Raw genomic sequence first — 21,109 nt, forward strand, 5'->3', positions numbered from 1 at the left:
TATCGGCCTTTAAGGTCTAAAGAAGCGGCTGCTCGTTTCCTGAAAGGCCACTTCCCAAACATCCGGCCGATTGGTACAGATCATCACATCAGGATCAATGGCAGCAAGCTTTTTCATCGAGGCCTTGTCATCCACCGTCCATGCCATCACTTGAATGCCGGCACTATGCATTTGCTTCATTAACGCCTGGTCTACATTGGTGTAACCGATGGAAAGGAAAGTACAATGCATCTGCTGCAAAACTGCAAGCAAGTCCCCTGGTTTGGCATCAATAATCAGACCGGTTTGCAGCTCCGGCGCAAGCCTCTTCACTTCCACCAGAGCAGCCGGTTCAAAGGAAGTAATGACCACGTCATGCTGCATATGCCTTTTTCTAATTTCATGAATGACCGCTGCGGGCAAACCCGGATACATCTGCCCTTGAGTTTTCAATTCGATGTTTAATCGAACTTTGCCACAGCAGCGATCCAAAACCTCACTGAGGGAAGGAATACGCTCACCAGTGTAATTGTTGTCTTTCCATGATCCTGCATCCAGCAGCTTCAGGGCAGCCCAATCCGTGTCCTTGACGCTTCCCTTGCCGTTGGTTGTACGTTCTAGTGTGAAGTCATGGATGACTACTGGCACACCATCTCGGGATAACTGTACATCCAGCTCCATCCATTGAACTTCCGGTCTTTCCATTGCCATATTAAATGCTGCCATCGTGTTCTCTGGTGCAATGGATGAGAATCCACGATGGGCTACACACAGATTATTCATAGTTTATCTCTCCTCAGCAACAGGCTGATTTAGTTAGGCGTAGCAACTCCATTAGTGTTAATGCGAATACCTGGTGACATTTTTGCCATCTGCTCCAGCAGGAGACGGTTTGCTTCATCAAGCATCGGCACAGCTTGCCCCAAAGCCGCCTCATACGGGATCACTTTCATGCTGCAATTCGCGTCCCGACTGCAGCTTGCTTGAAACACAGCTGTCTTCCAGGTCTCTTCCGTAGTAGATCTTGTGAAAATGAAATTCCCCGTACTATATGCAATCCATTTACCTTTGTAGTTTTCAAGACCTTGTAACACATGAGGATGACCACCTATAATCAGATCGGCTCCAGCATCCACAAACTCATGTGCCAGCCGTGTTTGATCTGCATTCGGGGTACTGACACGTTCTTCTCCCCAATGGGCCACTACGATGACCAGATCTGCCTTCTTCCGGGCCGTTCGAATCGCTTCAACCGCTCTTGTGGAATCATACGCTTCCGCCACCCCCGCCCGGTTCCCGTCAGCCTTCCAGCTTGCAACAGGGACAACCCGGCTGAAGCCAAGCAAGGCGATCTTCATGCCTTTACGATCGAAATAAGCGGGCTCGTAAGCCTCCGTGCCATTCATACCGGCACCGGTATGAGCAATGCCATATTGCTCAAGATATGTCAGCGTATCCACCAGACCCTCCACACCCTGATCCAGAATGTGATTGTTTGCGAGATTAACCGCATCAAATCCGGCTGCTGCCATAGCTTGCAAGGCTTTTGGTGACGATTTGTATACAAACGTTTTGTCTGCTGCGCTCGTTCCTCCATGAGTAACCGGCGTCTCCAGATTACCAATAGTTAGATCGTCATCCTTAAACATGGTGCCTAGCTTGGCGAAAGGATAATTGTAACCGTTCTTCTCCAGCAACTCCGCCACTTTACCGGAGAACTGAATGTCCCCTACAAAATGAATGGTAACATCCTTTGCCGGATCAGGAGCCTTGGTATTTCCGCTGTTTTCAGCCTTGCCTGAATTGCCTTGGCCCGAATCAGAAGGCTTCGCGCCTGCGTCTGTTTTGCCGCTGCTATTCTCTGACGGATCACTTGCACCGGATGCTGCCAACTCATCTGTATTTCCAGTTTCTTCATCCGCCTTCCCATCTACAGGAGCAGCCTCCTCACCCGGTGTTTCAGCCGGAGCATCCTCAGGCTCACTGACTGCTCCGCCCCCCTGATTGTCTGTTGCCGAGGAGGACCCCTGTTCCTGCTGCTGTGCTACCTCTTGAGGAACCGACTTCCCTGACTGCTGTTCACTTGTGTTGAGGATGTAATACACACCGATCAGACCAATCGCCGCAACAAGCATAAGATTGATAACTCTGATCTTGACATTACGCGTACGTCTTGCTTTTTTCTTTTCTGAGCTTCGCTGCGATCTTGGGGGATACATAAGCCACTCCTCTTCTTTACAAACAAATCCATTTGCATACCATTATATCAAGCATATTCTGGATGTGCATCTTTCCTTTTAAATGTTCCTTCATATCAATAAATCCGATTTCAATCTAAGGGTCAATCATAACAAAGAAGCCGCCTCTGCTGTAGATTCTGCTACATTAGAGACGGCATATTGCATACACGTATTAACGATCTATGCCTTTAATTCGCATTAAGCTGCGTCGCTGCCTGTATAGACATATCTTTTGCTTGTCGGATACAATCTGGCAGACCTACACCTTCATAACCAGCCCCCGCAATATAAACACCCGGAATGTTATGTCCAAGCTCTTTACGAAGGTCCGCAAGATGCTGGAGATGACCGACAGGATACTGCGGCATGGATTTGCGTAATCTGGTAATCTCGGAGAAAATCGGACTTGCTTCAATGCCCATCGTTTCCCTTAGATCTTTCATAACAAGTTCCGTGAGTGCTTCATCGGGAAGCTCAACATTCTGTTCATCCCCCGAACGGCCAACATAACAGCGAAGCAGCACTTTATCATCCGGGCTGGTGTGAAGCCATTTGGTTGACGTCCATGTGCAGGCCGTAATGTTACGCCCCTCCTTGCGTGGCACAAGAAATCCCGAACCGTCAAAAACATGCTGAACCTCTTTTTTCTCAAAAGCCAGAACAACATTTGCTACCGAAACATAATTAATGGCATCCAGCGCCGATGTATCCACATGCGGCTTCAGCAATGGCGAGGCTACATACGTAGGAACGGTAACGACAACATCGTCCGCATCCAGCCACTCGCCATTGTCCAGCTCAACGCGATATCTTGCATCTTGCTGTTCTGATTTCTTCAAAGATCGCGCAGCGGTATTCAAGCGCTGTTCAACATCATGCAGTTCATGCACAAGAGCATGCACCAGACTTTGCAGCCCCTGGCGGAAGTTCAGAAAAGCACTGCGCTTTGTTCCAGTGTGTGTCTCGGTTGGCTTGCGCCCCGTCATCATACCCCGAATCAAGCTGCCATAATCCCGCTCTACCTCTCCAAACTGCGGGAAGGTAGCTTGCAGACTAAGCTTGCGCATATCCCCTGCGTAAATACCAGCCAGAAGCGGCTCGGTCAGGTTCTCCAGCACCTCTGCTCCTAGTCTGCGCTCAATCATATAACCGAGTGATTCATCCTCTGTTGTGCGCTTGGGCGGAATGATAAAGTCCATCAACGCCCGCAGCTTGCCCGCCGGAGAAACAAGTCCACTTCTCAGAAAAGGCCTAAGCTCTGTCGGAATGCCGAGCACAAGCCCTGCCGGCATCGGATGAAGCTTGCCACGTTGCATGATGTATGTTTTTTTCGACTCCGGGTTCTGACTGACCAGCTCATGATCAATCTCCAGCTCCTTCGCCAGATCAATCATGGCTGTTTTACGAGCCAGGAAAGAGTCGGGGCCCTTCTCAATGACGAATCCGTCCCGGTGCAGCGTCTCAATCATCCCGCCCATAGATGAGCTTTTTTCGAGCAGGGTAATTGCTGGTTCCACGCCCGCTGCACGATAAAACTTGCGAATATAAAATGCCGCGCTGAGACCCGTAAGGCCTCCGCCGATAATAACGACACGCCGTTTCTTTTCTTCCATTAGTTATCAGACCCTTGCTGCCACTGGCTTATGATAGAGTCGCTTAATGTTTCCATGTATAAAGGATCACTATTAAGTGAGTCGATGCGCATCAGACGCATATCCATTTCCTTCGCAATCGCTTTGGCTTCAATGTCGAGATCATACAGCACTTCCAAGTGATCCGACACAAAGCCAATCGGTGCCACAAGCACATCCTCCACCTGTTCACGCGAAAGCTCCTGCATCGTGTCCAGAATGTCTGGACCAAGCCATGGCTCAGCGGTACGTCCTGCACTTTGCCATGTAAACTGCCAGTTGGAAATGTCCACTCGGGAAGCGATCGCTTCAGAGGTTTCCAGAAGTTGATTCGGGTATGGATCGCCCATATCTACAATACGTGCCGGCAGACTGTGTGCGCTGAACAGCACCTTCACGTCCCCACGCTTGGCTCCCGCTTCCTCAAAAGCATCCAGCTTCGCGCTTACTCGTGCAGCAAGTGCCTGAATGAGCTTTGGATGCAAATGATAGCTTTCGATAAAGGACATGTGAATGCCATGCTCCTCGGCTTTTTCCCGTGCACGCTTGATATAGCTGCCCACACTCATCGTCGAGAAATGCGGGGCCAGCACGATGCCAATTGCGGTCTTGATACCGTCCTTTGCCATCTGCTCCACGCCATCCTCAATAAACGGATATGCATGCTTCAATCCTTGATAACAACGAAACTCAGTACCATTCCGGCGATCATCTTTCTCTAATGTCTCCTGCAATGTTCTTACTTGATTATCCGTGTTCTCACGCAGCGGGAAGACACCGCCAACAATCGCTTCATACCGATCGGTCAATTCCTTCAATTGTTCCGGTTCAGGCGGCCGCCCTCTGCGGATATGCGTGTAATAGGCTTCAATGCTTTCCATATTTTCAGGTGTGCCATATGACATCACCAATACACCTACAGTATTAGTCATTGCTTACCGTCACTCCCATCTTTAATGCTTCTGCTGAATATTCGTGAATATAAGCGGTTAGTTCTTTTAATTTATCTAGAGAAGCTTCAGGGAACAAACCATGTCCAAGATTAAAAATGTACCCCGGCTCCTTGATTCCTTCATCAATGATAACTCTGGCTTGTTCTTTAATTACTTCCATTGGTGCAGTAAGAATATACGGATCAAGATTGCCCTGCACTGCAAATTTGCCCCCGAGTCGTCTGCGACCTTCCGAAACAGAGACTCTCCAATCCAGCCCGATCACATTAGCCTGCAGTTCCTGCAGGGTTGGCAGCAATTCGCCAGAGGCTACGCCAGGGAAATAAATTTTCGGTACATTCAAATCGGATAATTCGGTAAAAATACGGGTAATCGTTGGCAGTACATACGTTTTGAAATCCTTGGGCGAGAGAGCACCTACCCAGCTGTCAAACAACTGAAATGCCTTACCGCCATTCGCGATATGGGCACGGATATATGTAATGACCATATCACCAAGCTTCTGCATCAGCTTGTGCCAAACTTCCGGCTCGCTGTACATCATGGTTTTGGTTCGGATATACCCTTTGGAAGGCTGACCTTCAATCAGATAACTTGCAATTGTAAAAGGAGCCCCCGCAAACGTAATCAACGGAACATCGAGCTGCTTGTCCAGAATACGAATCGTTTCCAGAATGTGTGACAGATCACCTTCCACATCAATGGGACGCAGGCGATCTACGTCTGCCGCAGAACGAATGGGATTATCAATAACTGGTCCAATATTTTTGACGATGTCAAAATCGATGCCAAGCGAAGCAACCGGATTCATAATATCGGAATACAAAATAGCCGCATCCACGCCTAATTTCCGTACGGGCATGAGTGTAACTTCAGCCGCCAGCTCAGGCTGCTGGCATATTTCTAGCAAGGAGTACTTTTCTTTGATTTTGCGATATTCGGGATCGTAGCGCCCAGCCTGACGCATGTACCAAACCGGCAGACGATCTACCTGCTGTTTGAAACTTGCCCGAATCAAACGATCATTATAGCTCATATTAAGAAGCCTCCAATAGTTTTTGGACTCATAACTACCATTATGCCCTTTTTAAAGAGCCGTAACAACCATTTGGGGATGTGTTCCAAGTGACAATACTATGACATTCGTTACACCCTCTTTTATATCATCGGTTTAGCCTGTCATCTATGTATTTGTAAACACCACCTTCAAGGATCATCGAGATTCCGTATTTGAAGTAATCATAGACACCTCTTCAATATGACAATTGTGATATAATGAATGAATGGCTTTTTTTGAGAAACACAGATAAACTTCGCACCGAGAGTTGCAAAACATTTTGAAAGGAAGTGAAAGCACTTTGAAAACATGGAAAGTTAACCTCATTGTGCTTTGGTTCGGACAGTTTCTGGTCAATGCAGGTATGACCATGATTACCCCGTTTCTTTCGCTATTTCTCGCCAGAGATCTGGGCGTTGTAGGAGAGCATGAAATTGGCATCTGGGCCGGATTTATTTTCGCAGCCAATTTCTTCACCTCTTTTATATTTCAACCACTCTGGGGCAAGCTGTCCGATAAATACGGACGTAAAATCATGTTGCTTCGGTCCGGATTCGGAATGGCTATCGTTATCGCACTGATGGGCTTCGTGCAGAATCCGTGGCAACTCCTGTTATTACGTTTGTTAAATGGCACCATCTCCGGTTTCAATCCGGCGGCCGTTGCTCTGATCTCGGGCACGACGCCGAAGGATCGCATGGGCTTTGCCATGGGCATCAGTCAGTCCGGGCAGGTGGCAGGTACTATTCTGGGACCTCTGATCGGCGGCTTGCTGGCTGATGCAGTGGGATTTCGTCCTATTTTTTATATTACGGGCGGGCTTATCTTTGTGGCTTCCATGCTAGCGATGTTTCTGGTACGTGAGAAATTTGACCGTCAACAAGCGGCCAAGCTACCGGATCAATCGGTTTTATCCGGTCTGAAGGAGCTTAGTAAAGCACCTCAGCTGCCAGCATTGTTCGCCGTGACATTCCTGCTGCAATTTGCAATGATCAGCCCAATGTCACTCTTGCCTTTGTATGTGCAAAAGCTGCACGGAACCGCAGTGGACGTAGCCTTCTGGGCAGGAATGGTCGGTGCAGTCACAGGGCTGTCCAATATGGCCATGTCGCCTGTACTCGGAAAGCTCAGTGACCGCATTGGCTCACATAAGGTGCTGACCTTTTCCCTTATCGGCACTGGTCTGATGTTAATCCCGCAGGCCTTTGTTCAAAGCGTATGGCAGCTTATACTTGTTCGTTTCGTCATGGGTGTATTTATGGGCGGCTTGCTTCCGAGTGTAAATGCCTTGATTCGGGGATACACACCTGACAGCATGATCAGCCGAGCCTTTAGCTTTAATACCAGTACTCTGGCACTGGGCAACATGCTGGGCGCGATCATCGGCGGATTTCTAGCCGGATTTATTGGTATCGAGGGACTGTTTATCGTTTCTGGCGCTCTGTTGTTGCTTAATATGGTTTGGGTTCGACTCAAGCTGTACAAAAAACCAGTGCGGATAAGCGAATCGTAACCGAAAAATATATAAAAAGCCGCTTCAGCCTTAAATGGGCGTGAAAGCGGCTTTCTTTTTTATATGCGACGTGCGTTAAATTGAACAGGATATTCTTTTACACCAAAGACAAAAGCGCTTTGAATCGGCTCCAGCTCTGTTTCAGAAACCAGTTGTATATGCTCTATGCGCTGGAGAAGTGTATGAAGTACAACTCTTGCTTCCAGACGAGCCAGCGGTGCGCCGAGACAGAAATGAATTCCGAATCCAAAGCCCATATGTCTGTTCGGCTTGCGATCTGTCACAAATTTATCCGCATGTTCAAACTGCGCAGCATCACGATTGGCTGCTCCCACCCAGGAGATAACCTGATCTCCCGCCTGAATCGTTTGCCCGTTTAATTCCACCGTCTCTCTGGCTACACGTCCAATCGCTACAATTGGCGGATAATATCGCAGCGTCTCCTCCACGGCACTCGCAACTCTGTCCGGGTGTTCACGCAATTCGAGCTGAAGTTCGGGCTGCTCAGAGAGGATACGTACTGCGTTGGCAATCAGATTGGTGGTCGTTTCGTTGCCTGCGGCCAGCAGAAGAATACAGAAGTTTATAACTTCCTCTGTAGTAAGCTGCTGGCCTTCAATTTCCGCGGCCAGCAGCAAGGAAATGAGATCCTCCTGCGGCTCCGCCCGGCGCTGCTCCAGAATTGCTGCGAAATAGGTATATAACTCCTGCATATTCCGCTGCTTCTCTTGGACCAGCTCCTGAAAAGCCTCTTCACTGTCATCCCGCGCACCTTTCACCAGCACATCCGACCAATGCTTGAACTCCCGGCGATCCGTAGCCGGAACACCGATCAGCTCAGCAATGACGATAACGGGCAGCGGCGTTGCGAGGTCATCAATCAGATTTATTTTTCCATTCGATAGATGCGGTGCCAGCAATTCATCCGTAATCTGCTGGATTCGCGGTGCCAGCGCTTCGATAGCCTTGGGAGTAAACGCCTGATTAACCAGATCACGCAGCTGCTTGTGCTTGGGCGGATCTGTGGTGAGCATGCTGGAACTCGTGCGGTTACGTTCGGAGGAAAACAGCTTTGGATTTTTCAACACATACTGCACATCTTCATAACGAAACACATCCCAGCATTCACGATGCTCATCATATCGGACTGGAGTGTTCTCACGAAGCTCTGCATACACCTGGAAGGGGAATAATTGCCGTTCCTTGCTGTGCAATTCCCGAATCGGGATGTAGTTGGCATATTTTCGGGGCGCTTGTTTCATCGTGTTTCCTCCAATCAATATTATATATTTATTTACATATTCGTTCTATATCATTATATACACAACTGGATGCGAATTCCAGCAAAGCAGTATAAATAAGACTTCTGGCCTAGCTTTCTGCTGCAAACGATTCCGACGTTGTCGAAGATACATTTATGTAATATTTCATTACATATAATGCATTAAAAATCTATAACTCTCTTCTTTCTCCTCAAAATCTCTCCTCAAAACAAATAAACCTTTTTTAAAATTCGGCTGTTTTATCGGTAAAATAACCCTTTTTCTCTATTAAACTTTGAATGTAAACGTTATTACTATATCATCTATTGTTTGTTATATTAAATGACATGAAATAAGATAATCTCAATCTACTTACATAAAAAAAGAGAATACCTAACACACATTTCACTTGAAGGAGCGTGTCATCATGAAAAAATCATCTTACCTTCGTCCTTGGGCCGTTTGGAGTACCGCTGCATTAACTGCCCTCACCCTATCCCTATCCCCTGTAGGGACGTACGCTGCCCAGGCGGCTACCGTAGAAGTGAAGGGCACGACAGGCGCTGTTCAGCCTGCACCAACCACGCCAGCACGAAACACAACCATCCCGGCTGTGCCGGAATCCTCCAAACAATCCCCTCTCCCTAATGTGCTTGTCATCGGTACTGGCGGGACCATTGCCGGGAAATCCGAGGATTCCACCAGCTTCCAAAATTATAAGGCAGGCACACTGCTCATTGCGGACATGGTCAAGGATTTGCCGGATAAGCAAAAAATTGCTGATGTTAGCACCTTGCAATTTGGCAACTCAGGCTCAGGCTCCTATTCCATGGCTGACCTCTACGATTTGTCTCAAACAGTAGATAAAGCACTATCCCAATATGACAGCGTTGTGGTAACGACAGGCACAGATACAATGGAGGAAATTGCCTACTTCCTTGATATGACGGTTCAAAGTGACAAACCGGTTATCATTACAGGCTCTATGCGTCCATGGACGGTTATCGGCTCTGATGCCCAAGCAAACCTCTACAACGCCATCAAACTTGCAGGCAGTGGACGAACCAAATCCTTTGGCACCGTACTGATGCTTAATGATACGATTCAGCTTGCCCGTGGCGTAACCAAGACCAATGACTACCGGACAGATACCTTTGAAACCCCGATGCTCGGCGCTGTCGGTTACATTGATGAGGAAAACATTCGAATCTATCGCGCTCCTGCACGCGCCATGAAACCGGAGGGCACAGCGAAGCCTGTATTTGATCTAAGTAAAATCACCAAATCCGATCTCGCCAAGGTGGAGATTGCAATTTCCTATCAGGAAGCAGGCGGTGGAGCCATCGAGGGCTTTGTGAAAAGCGGAGTGAAGGGCATTGTCACCTCCGGCACAGGTGCAGGAGGCATCTCCAGAGCAATGGGACAAGCGCGCACCAAGGCGATTGAAGAAGGAGTTATTTTCGTAACCACTACCCGGACAGGCTCTGGCAGCGTCTATGGCGGCGGTAAGGGCATCATTGCCGGGGATAACCTCAGCCCGCAGCAAGCACGCATCCTGTTGATGCTCGGACTCTCCTTCAGTGATGATTTTGATACCATTAAAAAATGGTTTGAGACCTACGGCACACCACAGGTGTAAGTCTACTAAACCCTCGCTATAAATGCGCCAAAAAAGCCGAAGCAGATATTTATCCTGTCTCGGCTTTTTTGGCTGTTTTTTCTTTTCACGTTAAATTTCTACGAAATTGAGCTTTTCATTAAGTTTAGTTGATCTACCTCACCCAAGCGAGCACCAAGCCATCGTAGTCAGGCAGCATAGTGGTGACAAGACGCGGATCACTCGCCATCTGCTCGTTGAAACGGCGAACGGCAAGCACGGCTGGACCTTGCTTGTCCGGGTTCAGCGTGCGGCCGCGCAGGAAGCAGTTGTCCCCTACGATGACTGCACCTGGGCGCGCAAGTCGAATCGCGTAATCGAGATATACTGGATAATTTTCTTTATCTGCATCTATAAAGAAGAAATCGAAGGTGCGGCCCTCTTGTACCAACTGCTCCAGACTGTCTGCCGCAGGCCCGATCCGGTACTCCACCTTGTCACCGAAGCCACCCTCCTCCAGATGTCCGCGAGCCATCGCTGCGTACTCTTCCTTCAGTTCGAGTGAAGTCAGGATGCCACCTTCGCTTAACCCGCGAGCCAGGCAGATGCCGCTGTACCCGCCCAGTACACCGATTTCAAGCGCGGCTTCAGCCTTCGCCGTTTTTGCCAGAAAGGTTAACAGACGACCGTAAGCCGCCGCCACCGAAACCTCCGGCATGCCATTCGCCCGAATGGCTTCTTTCACTTTCAACAAGAGCTCATCCTCTTGAAATAATTGATTTACATATTCGTCAGGGGTCAAATTCACCACGAAGTTCCTCCTTGGGCTGCTTTTCATATGGATGCCAATGTTTTATAATGAATGTTTGTTATCCAACACAGAATAATGAACACTGCATCACCTGCATTGAAATTGATACGGTGTAGACCGCATTACTCATTGTAAGTTTTTTCACGGAAAGCGGCAAGGCCGCACCGTCACTATATCGCTGCCAGAGGGTAAGCCCACTGCGGCGCGGAAATGGAGTTGAATGAATCACATGGCTCGATTGCAATTGATTGCAACCTCTGCGATGGGACTTGAGGCCGTTGTTGCCCGGGAACTGAAACAACTGGGGTATGAGGATGCCAAGGTCGATAACGGCCGGGTATTTTTCACAGGAGATTACATTGATATTTGCCGCTGTAACCTGTGGCTGAGAAGTTCGGACCGCGTACTAGTCAACATGGGTGAATTCCCTGCGACCACCTTCGATGAATTGTTTGAGGGCACCAAAGCACTGCCTTGGGAAGAATGGATTCCCGCGAACGGTGAGTTCCCTGTAGAAGGACGATCCCAGAAGTCCCAGCTGAGTAGCGTACCTGCATCTCAAGGTATTGTCAAAAAGGCGATTGTCGAAAAGCTCAAGCTGACACATCACACCGAATGGTTTCCTGAAAATGGTGCACGTTATGTAGTGGAGGTCATTTTGTTGAATGATCGCGCCTTGCTCACACTTGACACCACAGGCCCAGGACTTCACAAACGCGGATACCGCAAACTTGTTACGGAAGCACCACTCAAAGAAACGCTCGCAGCCGCATTGATTCAGCTTAGCCGCTGGAATGTATCGCGCCCGTTCTACGATCCATGCTGCGGTTCAGGCACAATGCTGATTGAAGCGGCTATGATTGGCTGGAATATCGCACCAGGTCTTCGCCGCACCTTCAATTCAGAGAATTGGGACATCATCCCTGCGGAGCTGTGGGAACAAGCGCGAGAAGAAGCATTTGATGCCGTGCGTGATGATGTGCCACTCCAGATCTCTGGCAGTGACATTGATCCCGAAGCCATCGAGGTTGCACAGGCCGCAATCAAAAGTGCGGGCTTTGCCAAAGATATTGAAGTCAGCGTATTGCCAGCCCATCGGGCCAGACCTCAAGGCGAGTATGGCGTTATTATTACCAACCCTCCTTATGGCGAACGCTTGAGTGAAGAAAAGGAAGTACAGAAGCTGCTCCGTTCCTTAGGACGCAGTTACCTGGAGATGCCGACATGGTCGTTTTTTGCAATCACCTCTACCAAAGCATTTGAAGAGTATTTCGGACACAAAGCGGACAAGCGCCGCAAGCTGTTCAACGGACGAATTGAAACCCAGTACTATCAGTATTTGGGCCCACTTCCCCCGCGTAACAAAACACCGCAAGCCTAGAACAGAGATTCCAGAAACGCTCCAGCCTTCTTAGGTCAGGGCGTTTTTTGCGTTGTCTTAGAAACAGCCTCTTATGACGAGCATAGTTGAAATGCCTGCCGGTCACGCTATAATATATGAAGCTCTGCTTTACATTGCGTTAACAAACGAACTCGTTTTATTTTCATTGTCATTACGATCTATCATCATCCTATCTTTATAAAGGGGGAACACACATGGTTATTACTCAGCCTATGCGAAGCTCCAGAGCGCGCAGGCTTCTGCGTCATCCATTGACGTTATATGTCATCTTCACTGTACTCATTCTGCTTAAACTGATGCTGCTGCATCATGATCTGCATGCCTACAACATTACGATGGGACTGATCGACAAAGTCATTGCCGTCGGCTCACTCCTGCTCCTGTCATTCTGGGTCTGGTGGCTGCCACGTAGAGGCATGATCGCAGCCCTTGCCATCCTTCATCTGCTTCTTACCGCACTAATCTATGCCGATATGGTCTATTATCGCTATTTTCAGGATTTCCTTACGGTTCCGGTGCTATTACAGGCTCGGCAGGTGGATTCCCTCGGCGACAGTATCGCTACGTTAATCCATGCGCATGATGTCTGGTTTTTTGCCGACTTGCTGCTTGTCGTTCCGTTCGCAGTCATTATGCTGTTCGGCAAGCGTAGTCGATATGCTGAAGCATCCTCACGTCATAAACGTCTCCACCACCGCCTGCTCGCAGGTAGCATAGCACTTGTATTGGGACTCGGCCTCGGCGTAGGACCCATCTATCATTCCAGCACAACCTGGGCCAAAGGACTGTTTGACAACAACTGGTGGAATGTATCCATGTACAACGTAACCGGATTGCTGGCGTTTCACGGCTATGATGTATACTCATATGTCAAGGACAACATCGGTTCCGGCGCTGAGGCTGATCCAGCCGATGTTGAGCAGGTGCAGGCTTATTTCACAGATCGACAGAAGTCGAATACATTACAGAACAATCAGGCTTTGTTTGGAAAATATAAAGACAGCAACGTCATTATTGTGCAGGGCGAAGCCATTATGAATTTTATGATCGGGCAACGTATTGGCGGCCAGGAGATCACACCCCATTTTAATGAATTGATGAAAGAGAGCCAATATTACAGCCACTTCTATCATCAGACCGGACAGGGCAGAACATCGGATGCCGACTTTGGCGCCAACATCTCGCTGCATCCTCTTCCGTCAGGATCGGCATTTGTCCGTTACGCGGACCATACGTACGACTCGTTGCCTTCCATTTTGAAGGATCAGGGTTACAGCACCAACGTATTTCACGCCTATGAGAGCGGCTTCTGGAATCGATATACGATGTACCAGAATATGAAATATGACAAGTTTTACAGCAAAAATGATTTTGTAGAAGACGATCCGCTTGGCTGGTCTTTGTCGGATGTATCCTTTTTCCGTCAATCCGTAGAGAAAATGAGCAGCGAGGTTCAAGAGCCCTTTTACTCGTTCCTTATCACACTTAGCAGCCACCACCCCTATGCCTCCATACCTAAAGATAAACAGCAGCTGGATGTGGGTGAATTTCAGGGTACCATGTTCGGGAATTACTTGCAGTCCGTTCATTACGTAGATGCAGCGCTCGGCGGTATGGTGGAGGACCTGAAAAATCGCGGATTATGGGAGAAGACGATTTTTATGTTCTACGGTGACCACGACAGCTCCATCAAGGACAAACCTCAATACGAAAAATTTCTCGGCCGCTCGCTGAATGATCTCGATATGGCCCAGATAATGAACGAAGTCCCCTTGCTGGTCCATTTACCGGACGGAGCGAAAGCCGGCACGTATGAGCAGCCAGCCGGACAGCTGGATATCACACCGTCGGTGCTGCATTTGCTTGGGATATCCGATGAATCCTATTACCATATGGGGAGTGACGTATACGATGGCTCGGAACGGATGGTCGTTCTGCGTAACCGCTCGTTCACGGATGGCAAGGTATTCTACCTTCCCTCAGATGATTATATCTACACAAGCGGGTCCTGTTATGATCTTTCGACACACGAAACAACAGATATCAATGCCTGCAAAGCCGGTTTTGAGCAAGCATCCCAGCATCTGCATGTTTCCGACACTCTGATTACCTATGACCTGATTCGCAAGTTCCGCGAGGAAAACCAGTAAGCCGTTCCAAAAAGGAGAATATCACAACATGACATCCAATATCCGTTCACATGAAATCGAACAAAACCTGTTTGATGCAGCCGCCGAATTTGTTAAGCAACGTTATCCTCAAGGATGGGGCGGAGCCGGAGCCGTCTATACCGATGCTGGTTCTTTGCTTATCAGCGTGGCACCAGAAGTCATAAATGACGCCGTTCATCTATGTATGGAAACCGGAGCATACCTGGAGGCCCACAAACTAAATGAACGCGTAACACATTCCCTCTGCATTGCACGAGATGATGAGAACTCTGCATTTAAAGTGCTCACGCCATGCGGAATCTGTCAGGAGCGCCTCTTTTTCTGGGGCGAGGAAGTGAAAGCTGCAGTATATGATCCCGCTGGAAAGCTTATTTTCAAAACGCTAAATGAACTTCAGCCTGATCATTGGTCCAAAGCTTATCGCAATAAACACGATTAACTTGCGAATAATTGAAAGTCGCTTTATAATTGTAACTATAACGGTTTCAATTGCAAACATAATGGAGGTTATAAATAGAATGAATATTGAAGTATGGTCCGATTTTATGTGCCCTTTCTGTTATATTGGTAAGCGCCGTCTGGAAAACGTACTGGAGCAGTTCCCTCACCGTGACCAAGTGAAGCTGCAATTCAAAAGCTTTGAGCTTGATCCCAATGCAGAACTGAACAGCGGCAAAACGAACACCGAGTACCTTACTTCAAAGTACAACATCAGCGAGGAGCAGGCTCGGGGAATGAACGCCCAGATGAATGCTAATGCGCGTACCGCTGGTCTTGAATACAACATTGATGCCATGGTCCCTACGAACTCCTTCGCTGCTCACCGCTTGACTCATTGGGCGGATACACAAGGCAAAGCACTGGAACTGAGTGAACGCTTGTTCCAAGCCGTATTTATTGAAGGAAAACACACAGGTGACCATGAGGTGTTAGCTGATCTGGCTCAGGAAGTGGGCTTGGATCGCGATGCTGCAGCTGCAGTCTTGTCCAGCGACCAATTCACTGAAAACGTTCGTGCGGATCAAGCAGAGGGCGCACAGCTCGGCATCCAGGGTGTTCCATTTTTCGTACTGGATCGCAAATTTGCCGTTTCCGGGGCACAGCCTGATGAAGTGTTCCTGAATGCATTACAGAAAGCATGGGATGAGCATTCCCCATTCACCATCGTTGAATCTGCAGATGCCGCAGCAGATGGCGGTGTATGCACTGACGAGGGATGCGAAATCCCTCCAAACAAACCGTCTAACTAACCCAAAAAAGCAGCAGGTCCGGGAAACAATTCCCGAGATCCTGCTGCTTTTTTGGTTAGAGGTTGCTGTTAGCTGTCTTTACGATTTGCCCTCAAGCTCCCCAAGCAGAGCTGAAAGCGAAGCCCTCCGTTTAGTTCCTGCCCCCTACTTTACGAAGCTCAATTTCCAAAACGTTGCTGCGGAGGGGAAGAAATCGCTTCTGTAGAAGCGGAGCGTTCGCCGTTGTATTCGAATACAACAGTGATCGAAAGAACGATTCAACACCGGCGCTTCACCAACGTCCATCTATTAGACAATTAGCTTGGCCCCTTAATCCCAAAACAACTGGTCCGGGTGCGGTCCCGTCCGCTTGTCTGCATCCAGCGCATCAATCTGTCTCAGCTCATCTGGCGTCAGCTCAAAATCAAAAATATCCGCATTTTCTCGTATCCGTGCAGGAGTTACCGATTTAGGAATGGTGACAATCTGATTCTGAATGTCCCAGCGTAAAATAATTTGAGCTGGTGTTTTGCCATACTTCTGAGCCAAACCTTTGAGTGTAGAATCGTGATTCAGTTTACCTTTCATAATCGGACTCCAAGCCTCCAGCTGTATTCCCTGTTCTCCGCAGAAATCCTGTAATTCCTGCTGAATCAGTCCAGGATGCAATTCCACCTGATTCACCGCAGGCACCGTACCACCTTCATCTATAAGATCACGCAGATGATGCACCTGAAAATTACTTACACCAATGGCGCGAACACTTCCTTCGCTGTACAAACGCTCAAACGCCCTCCACGTCTCCTTGTACTGATCCCGGCCAGGCCAATGAATCAAATACAGATCAATGACATTCAGACCCAGTGCCTTCTGGCTGGCTTCAAAAGCTCGAAGCGTGGAATCGAAGCCTTGATCATCATTCCAAAGCTTAGTCGTTACAAACAACTCGTTACGGGCAACCCCACTACGCGCAATGGCTTGTCCCACTTCCTCCTCATTCCCATAGACCGATGCCGTATCAATGCTCCGATACCCGACCTCCAGTGCAGTCTCTACCGACTCCTGCACTTCTTTCCCCTTGGCCTTATAGGTTCCGATTCCAAGCCATGGCATTGTCACTCCGTTGTTCAGAATTGTACAATCCGTAATATGTTTTGTCATCCTGTACCTCCCGTATTGATTTTTGCCCGCTCTCTGCTCTATTAACCTTCTGACCGAATTCTAAGCGTTATCCCCAATCAAAAAAAAAGAAAACCTGCAGGCTAATTGCCTACAGGTTCGTTGTAAAAGGAACGTATTATTTTTCTCTGTGTACGTGCTGATTCTGGATAGAATGTAGCCTGTTCGGTATGCACAAGCCACTGCTCTGCCTGTACAATGGTCTGCAGCGTTGGGCTATTACTTCACAAACTTCGCGACCTTGGCGAGTACCTCTTCCTCCGAAGGCGCACTGATGTAGCGGCCATTAATGAATACAAAGGCACGCTTTGCACATGGGCCGCAATACGACTTGCAACCGATCTTAATCTCTGTGCCTGGCGCCATTTTCTCCAGCTTGGGCACGATCGACTTCAATCGAATATGATTACATTTTTCGCATACGCGGATATCGTTAGCCATGGTTTCCCCTTCTTCGCTCCCTTAGTGGTCGCCGTGGTTACCCTTGGACGGATTCGTGATGACAAACCCTTCCTCAGGCAAGTAGAGGTAATCAATTTTGACGCCATCCAGCATAGGTTGACCATTTTCCAAAATAACATCAATGCCTTTATCCGTAGATACCACGGTATCATTATCTCCTGGCGTATCCAGATCAAGTCCATAGTGAGCGTGATCTCCGTGCGCATGTGTAATCACAACACGCAATAATTTGCCTTCGTTCTCCGGCTTGTCCAGTTCAAGCTTCAGCACTTTCGCTGCATTACGAGTAATTTTGCAGTTCATTCAATTCATCTCCTATATTGTCATTGCTGGTTTCAACAATTTCAGCATTCATTTGGACTCCAGCATCTATTGTAAAGAAAGTTGCAACTATTCGCAATAACATTGATGTGAATAACCTGTAGAATCACGCTTGTTATAAAAAAATAAACAACGAACACCGTTCACGGCGCCCGTTGCTGTACAGATCCATAAACCCTCTTTCGCGCTCATCGCTTAACAGAGCTTCCTTCTTCACGTAAGCCATGGGATAACAGTGCTGCCAGCAGCCTGCCTACTTCCACACAGATGTCATCGAACTGCTCCACAGGCAGCGGATTCACGCCAAGACCCACCTCCACCGTAAAACCCGGCTTTCCAAACGTCTGAATGAACCAGTCCTTATAACCGGCATCACTACCGCCAAGCTTCACTGCTTTATACCCCGAAGCTTTGGCCAGCTTGCGTGACAGCGGTGCACTCTCTCTCGGCTCCAGATCCCGATAATTCCAGTAAATCTCTTGGCCTTGACTATGCAGGGAAACCACAGCCGCAAAATCATGCTGCTGTGTCCACTCCACAAGCGCCTGTGCCTCCGGTTCCGTTAAGGGCGCAGTTCCCGCATAATCCCGGGGTCCAGGCGAAGTAACCCCTCTACGCGCAACCTCCTCTTCCCAATGAGCAGGGAATTGATCGTTAAGATCCACCCCGCGAATATTGGCCTTCCAATGCGTGAAGTGTGTACGACCACCGTTCCATTCGAGTAATTGGGACTCATATACATGATGATTCACCACCCCCTCCTGAACCAGTTCTACCCCGTCTGGATTGACCATAGGCACGGCCCATAGTGTCGTTTCCTGCATCCAGCGCTTCGGATCGAATGAATGCCACATTGCATTGGAGTGATATGCCGCGGCATATTCTTCAATACACCTCATCAGCACCGGTGAAGTCAGCCATTCATTGGCATGAACCGATGCATTCACATGAACGTGGCGAGGACCATTGCCGATTCGTACATAAGGCAGCGCTTTCCCCATCACACTTGTACCGATCGTGCCGGATTCAATGCAGGAATAACACGACTCCAATTGCTGTATGTCTTTCATGAGTTCACGATATCCATACTCACCTTTGATATTTATAACCCTGTTTCCTCCAGCCTCAGGAATATGAATGCAGCAACCACTCCAATCCTGTATACCGGCAAGCTCGGGGTTCTGCTCACGCAGCCGCTCTTCTGTCAATCCGAAACGCAGTGCCGTTGTGTGCACAGTCTCTCCCGGTGGAACCGCATATCTGCGACCCGTTCCTGGCATCACACGCAGCATCTGTCCAGCAAGCAAATAGGGCTGAGCCGCAGCTTCAGGATTCAGTGCACATAACAATTCCTCGGTCATCCGATATGCGGAAGCAATCCGCGGCAGCGTATCTCCTTTTTTCACAATAATCCATTGCAGTTCCATATTGCTCTCCTTCCCACAGACCCGTTTCTCCCTGTCCGGCTCTTGCCTGACCGTGTCTGTATTATACGTATGCGAGCCTGGTTGTCCGTCATGTGACATCGTTCGCAGACCCCTTGATAGGGAATTCCATTATGAAACAAAGAATAGGAACACTCATAAAAACACAAAAAAACGGACCTGTTCACCAGGTCCGAAAATAGATAATTCCCTTATCACAAGCATATGCATATTAGGATAATTGTGTAACCTGCCAGACGACAGGTGTCTTGGAGATCTGCTCTCCGAGCCACTGCTTCGTAATGTTCTGGAACATGCGCGGATCACCTGTACAGAAAAACTGATGAACAGGCGTTTCATCCCCGCTAGCCAGCTTGCGTTTATCATACAATATCGTACTGATCTCTCTGGCTGTTTCATCAGCTGAGCTGATAAGCTTCACTTCTTGCCCCATCACATCCTGAATGGTGTCCATCAGAAACGGATAATGTGTACAGCCAAGAATAAGACAATCAATAGGCTGCCCTTTAATCTCTCCGAGCGCCTGGTCCACCGTATGGGTGGTATGTTCTGAACGAAATTCACCTTGCTCCACCAGAGGCACCAGCGCCGGACAAGCCTGACTGACCACATCTACATATGGAGACAGCTGCTTGAGTGCCGATGTGTATGCTCCACTTCCGATGGTACCTACCGTTCCAATCACACCAATTCGTCCGGTTCGTGTTGCCATAATGGCTGCTCTTGCCCCCGGATGGATAACACCGATCACAGGCACATTCACCTTGGCCCGAATATATTCCAATGCGGCGGCTGTCGCGGTATTGCAGGCGATAACGATAACTTTCGGATTGAACTGGATTAAAAAATCAACGATTTGCTCCGTAAATTGTTTCACTTGTTCGGACGAACGGGGTCCGTACGGTGTCCGGGCAGTATCTCCAAAATAAATGATCTTTTCCCGTGGGAGTTGGCGCATCACTTCCTTCGCAACCGTCAATCCCCCTACACCGGAGTCTAATATAGCAATAGCTTGCTGCACGAACACACCGCTTCCTTCTTCATTAAATTCATTCTGATAACACAAATCAAAAAGCCTTTCACCTATAGTGCATCTCAAAAAGCCTTCTACCTACTCTATGAACTTCCCGGCAAAAAGGTACCTACATCTTACCCGATTTCATCGCCGTGTTCAAATTCAGAGGCATACCGCCCATCGTCATGCAGCGCATGAACACACAACAAAGCAGGCTTTGCTCCACAACGGGAAAGCCTGCTCATATCCATATACATTAAACCTGTTTATTTCTTAGCTCTGAGCCTTGGACTCATCAGCTACAGGGAGCTGAACAACGTTACCTGTACCTTGCTCTTCTGATACAGCTTCTGGAGCCAGACTTTGCTCCTGAACTTGCTCCTCAGCCTGAATCTCCTCAGTCTGAGCTTGATCTTGTGCCTGTTCTTCTAATTTGTCTGTATCCGTAATTGTGGCCGAGATTCGAATTTCCTTGCCATCCGACGAGCAGCGCCAGGACTGAATATCCTTAATAACCACATCTGCTGTTTCCTTCACTTTGGATACAAGCTGCGAGCTTTGTTCCCCGACTTTGAAAGCCAGCTCCTGGCCTTTGTCCGATACCTGGCGAGCGCCATCTGTAATGTCCTGACGCAATTCACGTCCCGATTTAGGAGCAAGCAACAGTGCAGTGACAGAACCAACGACCGATCCGATTAAAGCGCCCCACAACAAGTTTTTGTTTGAATCCTTCATATTTAATCTCTCCCTTGAGTTTGATTTCGGCATCAATCTGCACAGAGGCCATATGATCTGCTTTTCTGGGCTAATGCCTACTCTGTTGATGCATTATAAGCATAAAG

Annotated in this window: 19 protein-coding genes; 6 read left to right on the plus strand and 13 right to left on the minus strand. The window is 48.4% G+C overall.

Features of this window, described 5'->3' with window-relative positions:
* Positions 1-9: 9 nt before the first annotated feature.
* The 5 genes from DFQ00_RS01640 to hemE all read right to left on the minus strand — a co-directional run bounded on the left by DFQ00_RS01640 (position 10) and on the right by hemE (position 5,839).
* Positions 10-762, minus strand: a complete 753-nt coding sequence (locus DFQ00_RS01640; protein ID WP_110893485.1) for a glycerophosphodiester phosphodiesterase — start codon at positions 760-762, stop codon at positions 10-12.
* 29 nt (positions 763-791) lie between these two features.
* Positions 792-2,198 carry a CapA family protein gene (locus DFQ00_RS01645; RefSeq protein ID WP_110893487.1) on the minus strand — a complete coding sequence of 469 codons (1,407 nt, stop codon included), beginning with the start codon at positions 2,196-2,198 and terminating at the stop codon, positions 792-794.
* Positions 2,199-2,407: 209 nt separating this feature from the next.
* Entirely contained in the window at positions 2,408-3,832 is a 1,425-nt protein-coding gene (gene hemY / locus DFQ00_RS01650; RefSeq protein WP_110893489.1) for a protoporphyrinogen oxidase, read from the minus strand.
* Positions 3,832-4,782, minus strand: a complete 951-nt coding sequence (gene hemH / locus DFQ00_RS01655) for a ferrochelatase (RefSeq protein WP_110893491.1) — start codon at positions 4,780-4,782, stop codon at positions 3,832-3,834. The genes hemY and hemH overlap by 1 nt, the downstream gene beginning before the upstream one ends.
* Positions 4,775-5,839 (minus strand): uroporphyrinogen decarboxylase, encoded by a 1,065-nt coding sequence (gene hemE, locus DFQ00_RS01660; RefSeq protein ID WP_110893493.1) that lies wholly within the window; start codon positions 5,837-5,839, stop codon positions 4,775-4,777. The genes hemH and hemE overlap by 8 nt, the downstream gene beginning before the upstream one ends.
* Before the next feature lie 322 nt (positions 5,840-6,161).
* Here hemE and DFQ00_RS01665 point away from each other — a divergent pair, with 322 nt between their 5' ends.
* A complete protein-coding gene (locus DFQ00_RS01665; RefSeq protein WP_110893495.1) occupies positions 6,162-7,373 on the plus strand; it encodes an MFS transporter in 1,212 nt (403 codons plus the stop codon).
* 59 nt (positions 7,374-7,432) lie between these two features.
* Here DFQ00_RS01665 and DFQ00_RS01670 read toward each other — a convergent pair whose 3' ends face one another.
* On the minus strand, positions 7,433-8,635 hold the full coding sequence (locus DFQ00_RS01670; RefSeq protein WP_110893496.1) for a cytochrome P450: 1,203 nt from the start codon (positions 8,633-8,635) through the stop codon (positions 7,433-7,435).
* Between the two features lie 427 nt (positions 8,636-9,062).
* Between DFQ00_RS01670 and DFQ00_RS01675 the strand changes: the two genes are divergently transcribed.
* Positions 9,063-10,274 carry an asparaginase gene (locus DFQ00_RS01675; protein WP_110893498.1) on the plus strand — a complete coding sequence of 404 codons (1,212 nt, stop codon included), beginning with the start codon at positions 9,063-9,065 and terminating at the stop codon, positions 10,272-10,274.
* Positions 10,275-10,407: 133 nt separating this feature from the next.
* Here the strand turns inward: DFQ00_RS01675 and DFQ00_RS01680 are convergent, their stop codons facing one another.
* Complete coding sequence (locus tag DFQ00_RS01680) at positions 10,408-11,070, minus strand: O-methyltransferase (protein WP_174812283.1); 663 nt, start codon at positions 11,068-11,070, stop codon at positions 10,408-10,410.
* 202 nt (positions 11,071-11,272) lie between these two features.
* Between DFQ00_RS01680 and DFQ00_RS01685 the strand changes: the two genes are divergently transcribed.
* The 4 genes from DFQ00_RS01685 to DFQ00_RS01700 all read left to right on the plus strand — a co-directional run bounded on the left by DFQ00_RS01685 (position 11,273) and on the right by DFQ00_RS01700 (position 15,866).
* Positions 11,273-12,424: a THUMP domain-containing class I SAM-dependent RNA methyltransferase gene (locus DFQ00_RS01685; protein WP_110893499.1), complete on the plus strand. Its 1,152-nt coding sequence runs from the start codon at positions 11,273-11,275 to the stop codon at positions 12,422-12,424.
* A 215-nt stretch (positions 12,425-12,639) separates the two neighbouring features.
* On the plus strand, positions 12,640-14,595 hold the full coding sequence (locus tag DFQ00_RS01690; protein WP_110893501.1) for an LTA synthase family protein: 1,956 nt from the start codon (positions 12,640-12,642) through the stop codon (positions 14,593-14,595).
* 28 nt (positions 14,596-14,623) lie between these two features.
* Positions 14,624-15,055: a cytidine deaminase gene (locus DFQ00_RS01695; RefSeq protein ID WP_110893503.1), complete on the plus strand. Its 432-nt coding sequence runs from the start codon at positions 14,624-14,626 to the stop codon at positions 15,053-15,055.
* 79 nt (positions 15,056-15,134) lie between these two features.
* Entirely contained in the window at positions 15,135-15,866 is a 732-nt protein-coding gene (locus DFQ00_RS01700) for a DsbA family oxidoreductase (protein WP_110893505.1), read from the plus strand.
* Positions 15,867-16,175: 309 nt separating this feature from the next.
* Here the strand turns inward: DFQ00_RS01700 and DFQ00_RS01705 are convergent, their stop codons facing one another.
* From DFQ00_RS01705 to DFQ00_RS01730, 6 genes are all read right to left on the minus strand, one after another.
* Positions 16,176-17,006: an aldo/keto reductase gene (locus DFQ00_RS01705; RefSeq protein ID WP_110893507.1), complete on the minus strand. Its 831-nt coding sequence runs from the start codon at positions 17,004-17,006 to the stop codon at positions 16,176-16,178.
* Between the two features lie 237 nt (positions 17,007-17,243).
* Positions 17,244-17,465 carry a YuzB family protein gene (locus DFQ00_RS01710; RefSeq protein WP_110893509.1) on the minus strand — a complete coding sequence of 74 codons (222 nt, stop codon included), beginning with the start codon at positions 17,463-17,465 and terminating at the stop codon, positions 17,244-17,246.
* A gap of 21 nt (positions 17,466-17,486) precedes the next feature.
* Complete coding sequence (locus tag DFQ00_RS01715) at positions 17,487-17,789, minus strand: iron-sulfur cluster assembly accessory protein (protein WP_110893511.1); 303 nt, start codon at positions 17,787-17,789, stop codon at positions 17,487-17,489.
* A 206-nt stretch (positions 17,790-17,995) separates the two neighbouring features.
* Positions 17,996-19,234, minus strand: a complete 1,239-nt coding sequence (locus tag DFQ00_RS01720) for a M14 family metallopeptidase (RefSeq protein WP_425271002.1) — start codon at positions 19,232-19,234, stop codon at positions 17,996-17,998.
* Positions 19,235-19,463: 229 nt separating this feature from the next.
* Entirely contained in the window at positions 19,464-20,273 is an 810-nt protein-coding gene (racE, locus tag DFQ00_RS01725) for a glutamate racemase (protein ID WP_110894064.1), read from the minus strand.
* A 267-nt stretch (positions 20,274-20,540) separates the two neighbouring features.
* Positions 20,541-21,002, minus strand: coding sequence for a YtxH domain-containing protein (locus DFQ00_RS01730; RefSeq protein WP_110893513.1), 462 nt, complete (start codon positions 21,000-21,002; stop codon positions 20,541-20,543).
* Positions 21,003-21,109 lie beyond the last annotated feature (107 nt).

It is taken from the genome of Paenibacillus barcinonensis (genome assembly GCF_003217495.1).
Taxonomy (GTDB): Bacteria; Bacillota; Bacilli; order Paenibacillales; family Paenibacillaceae; genus Paenibacillus; species Paenibacillus barcinonensis.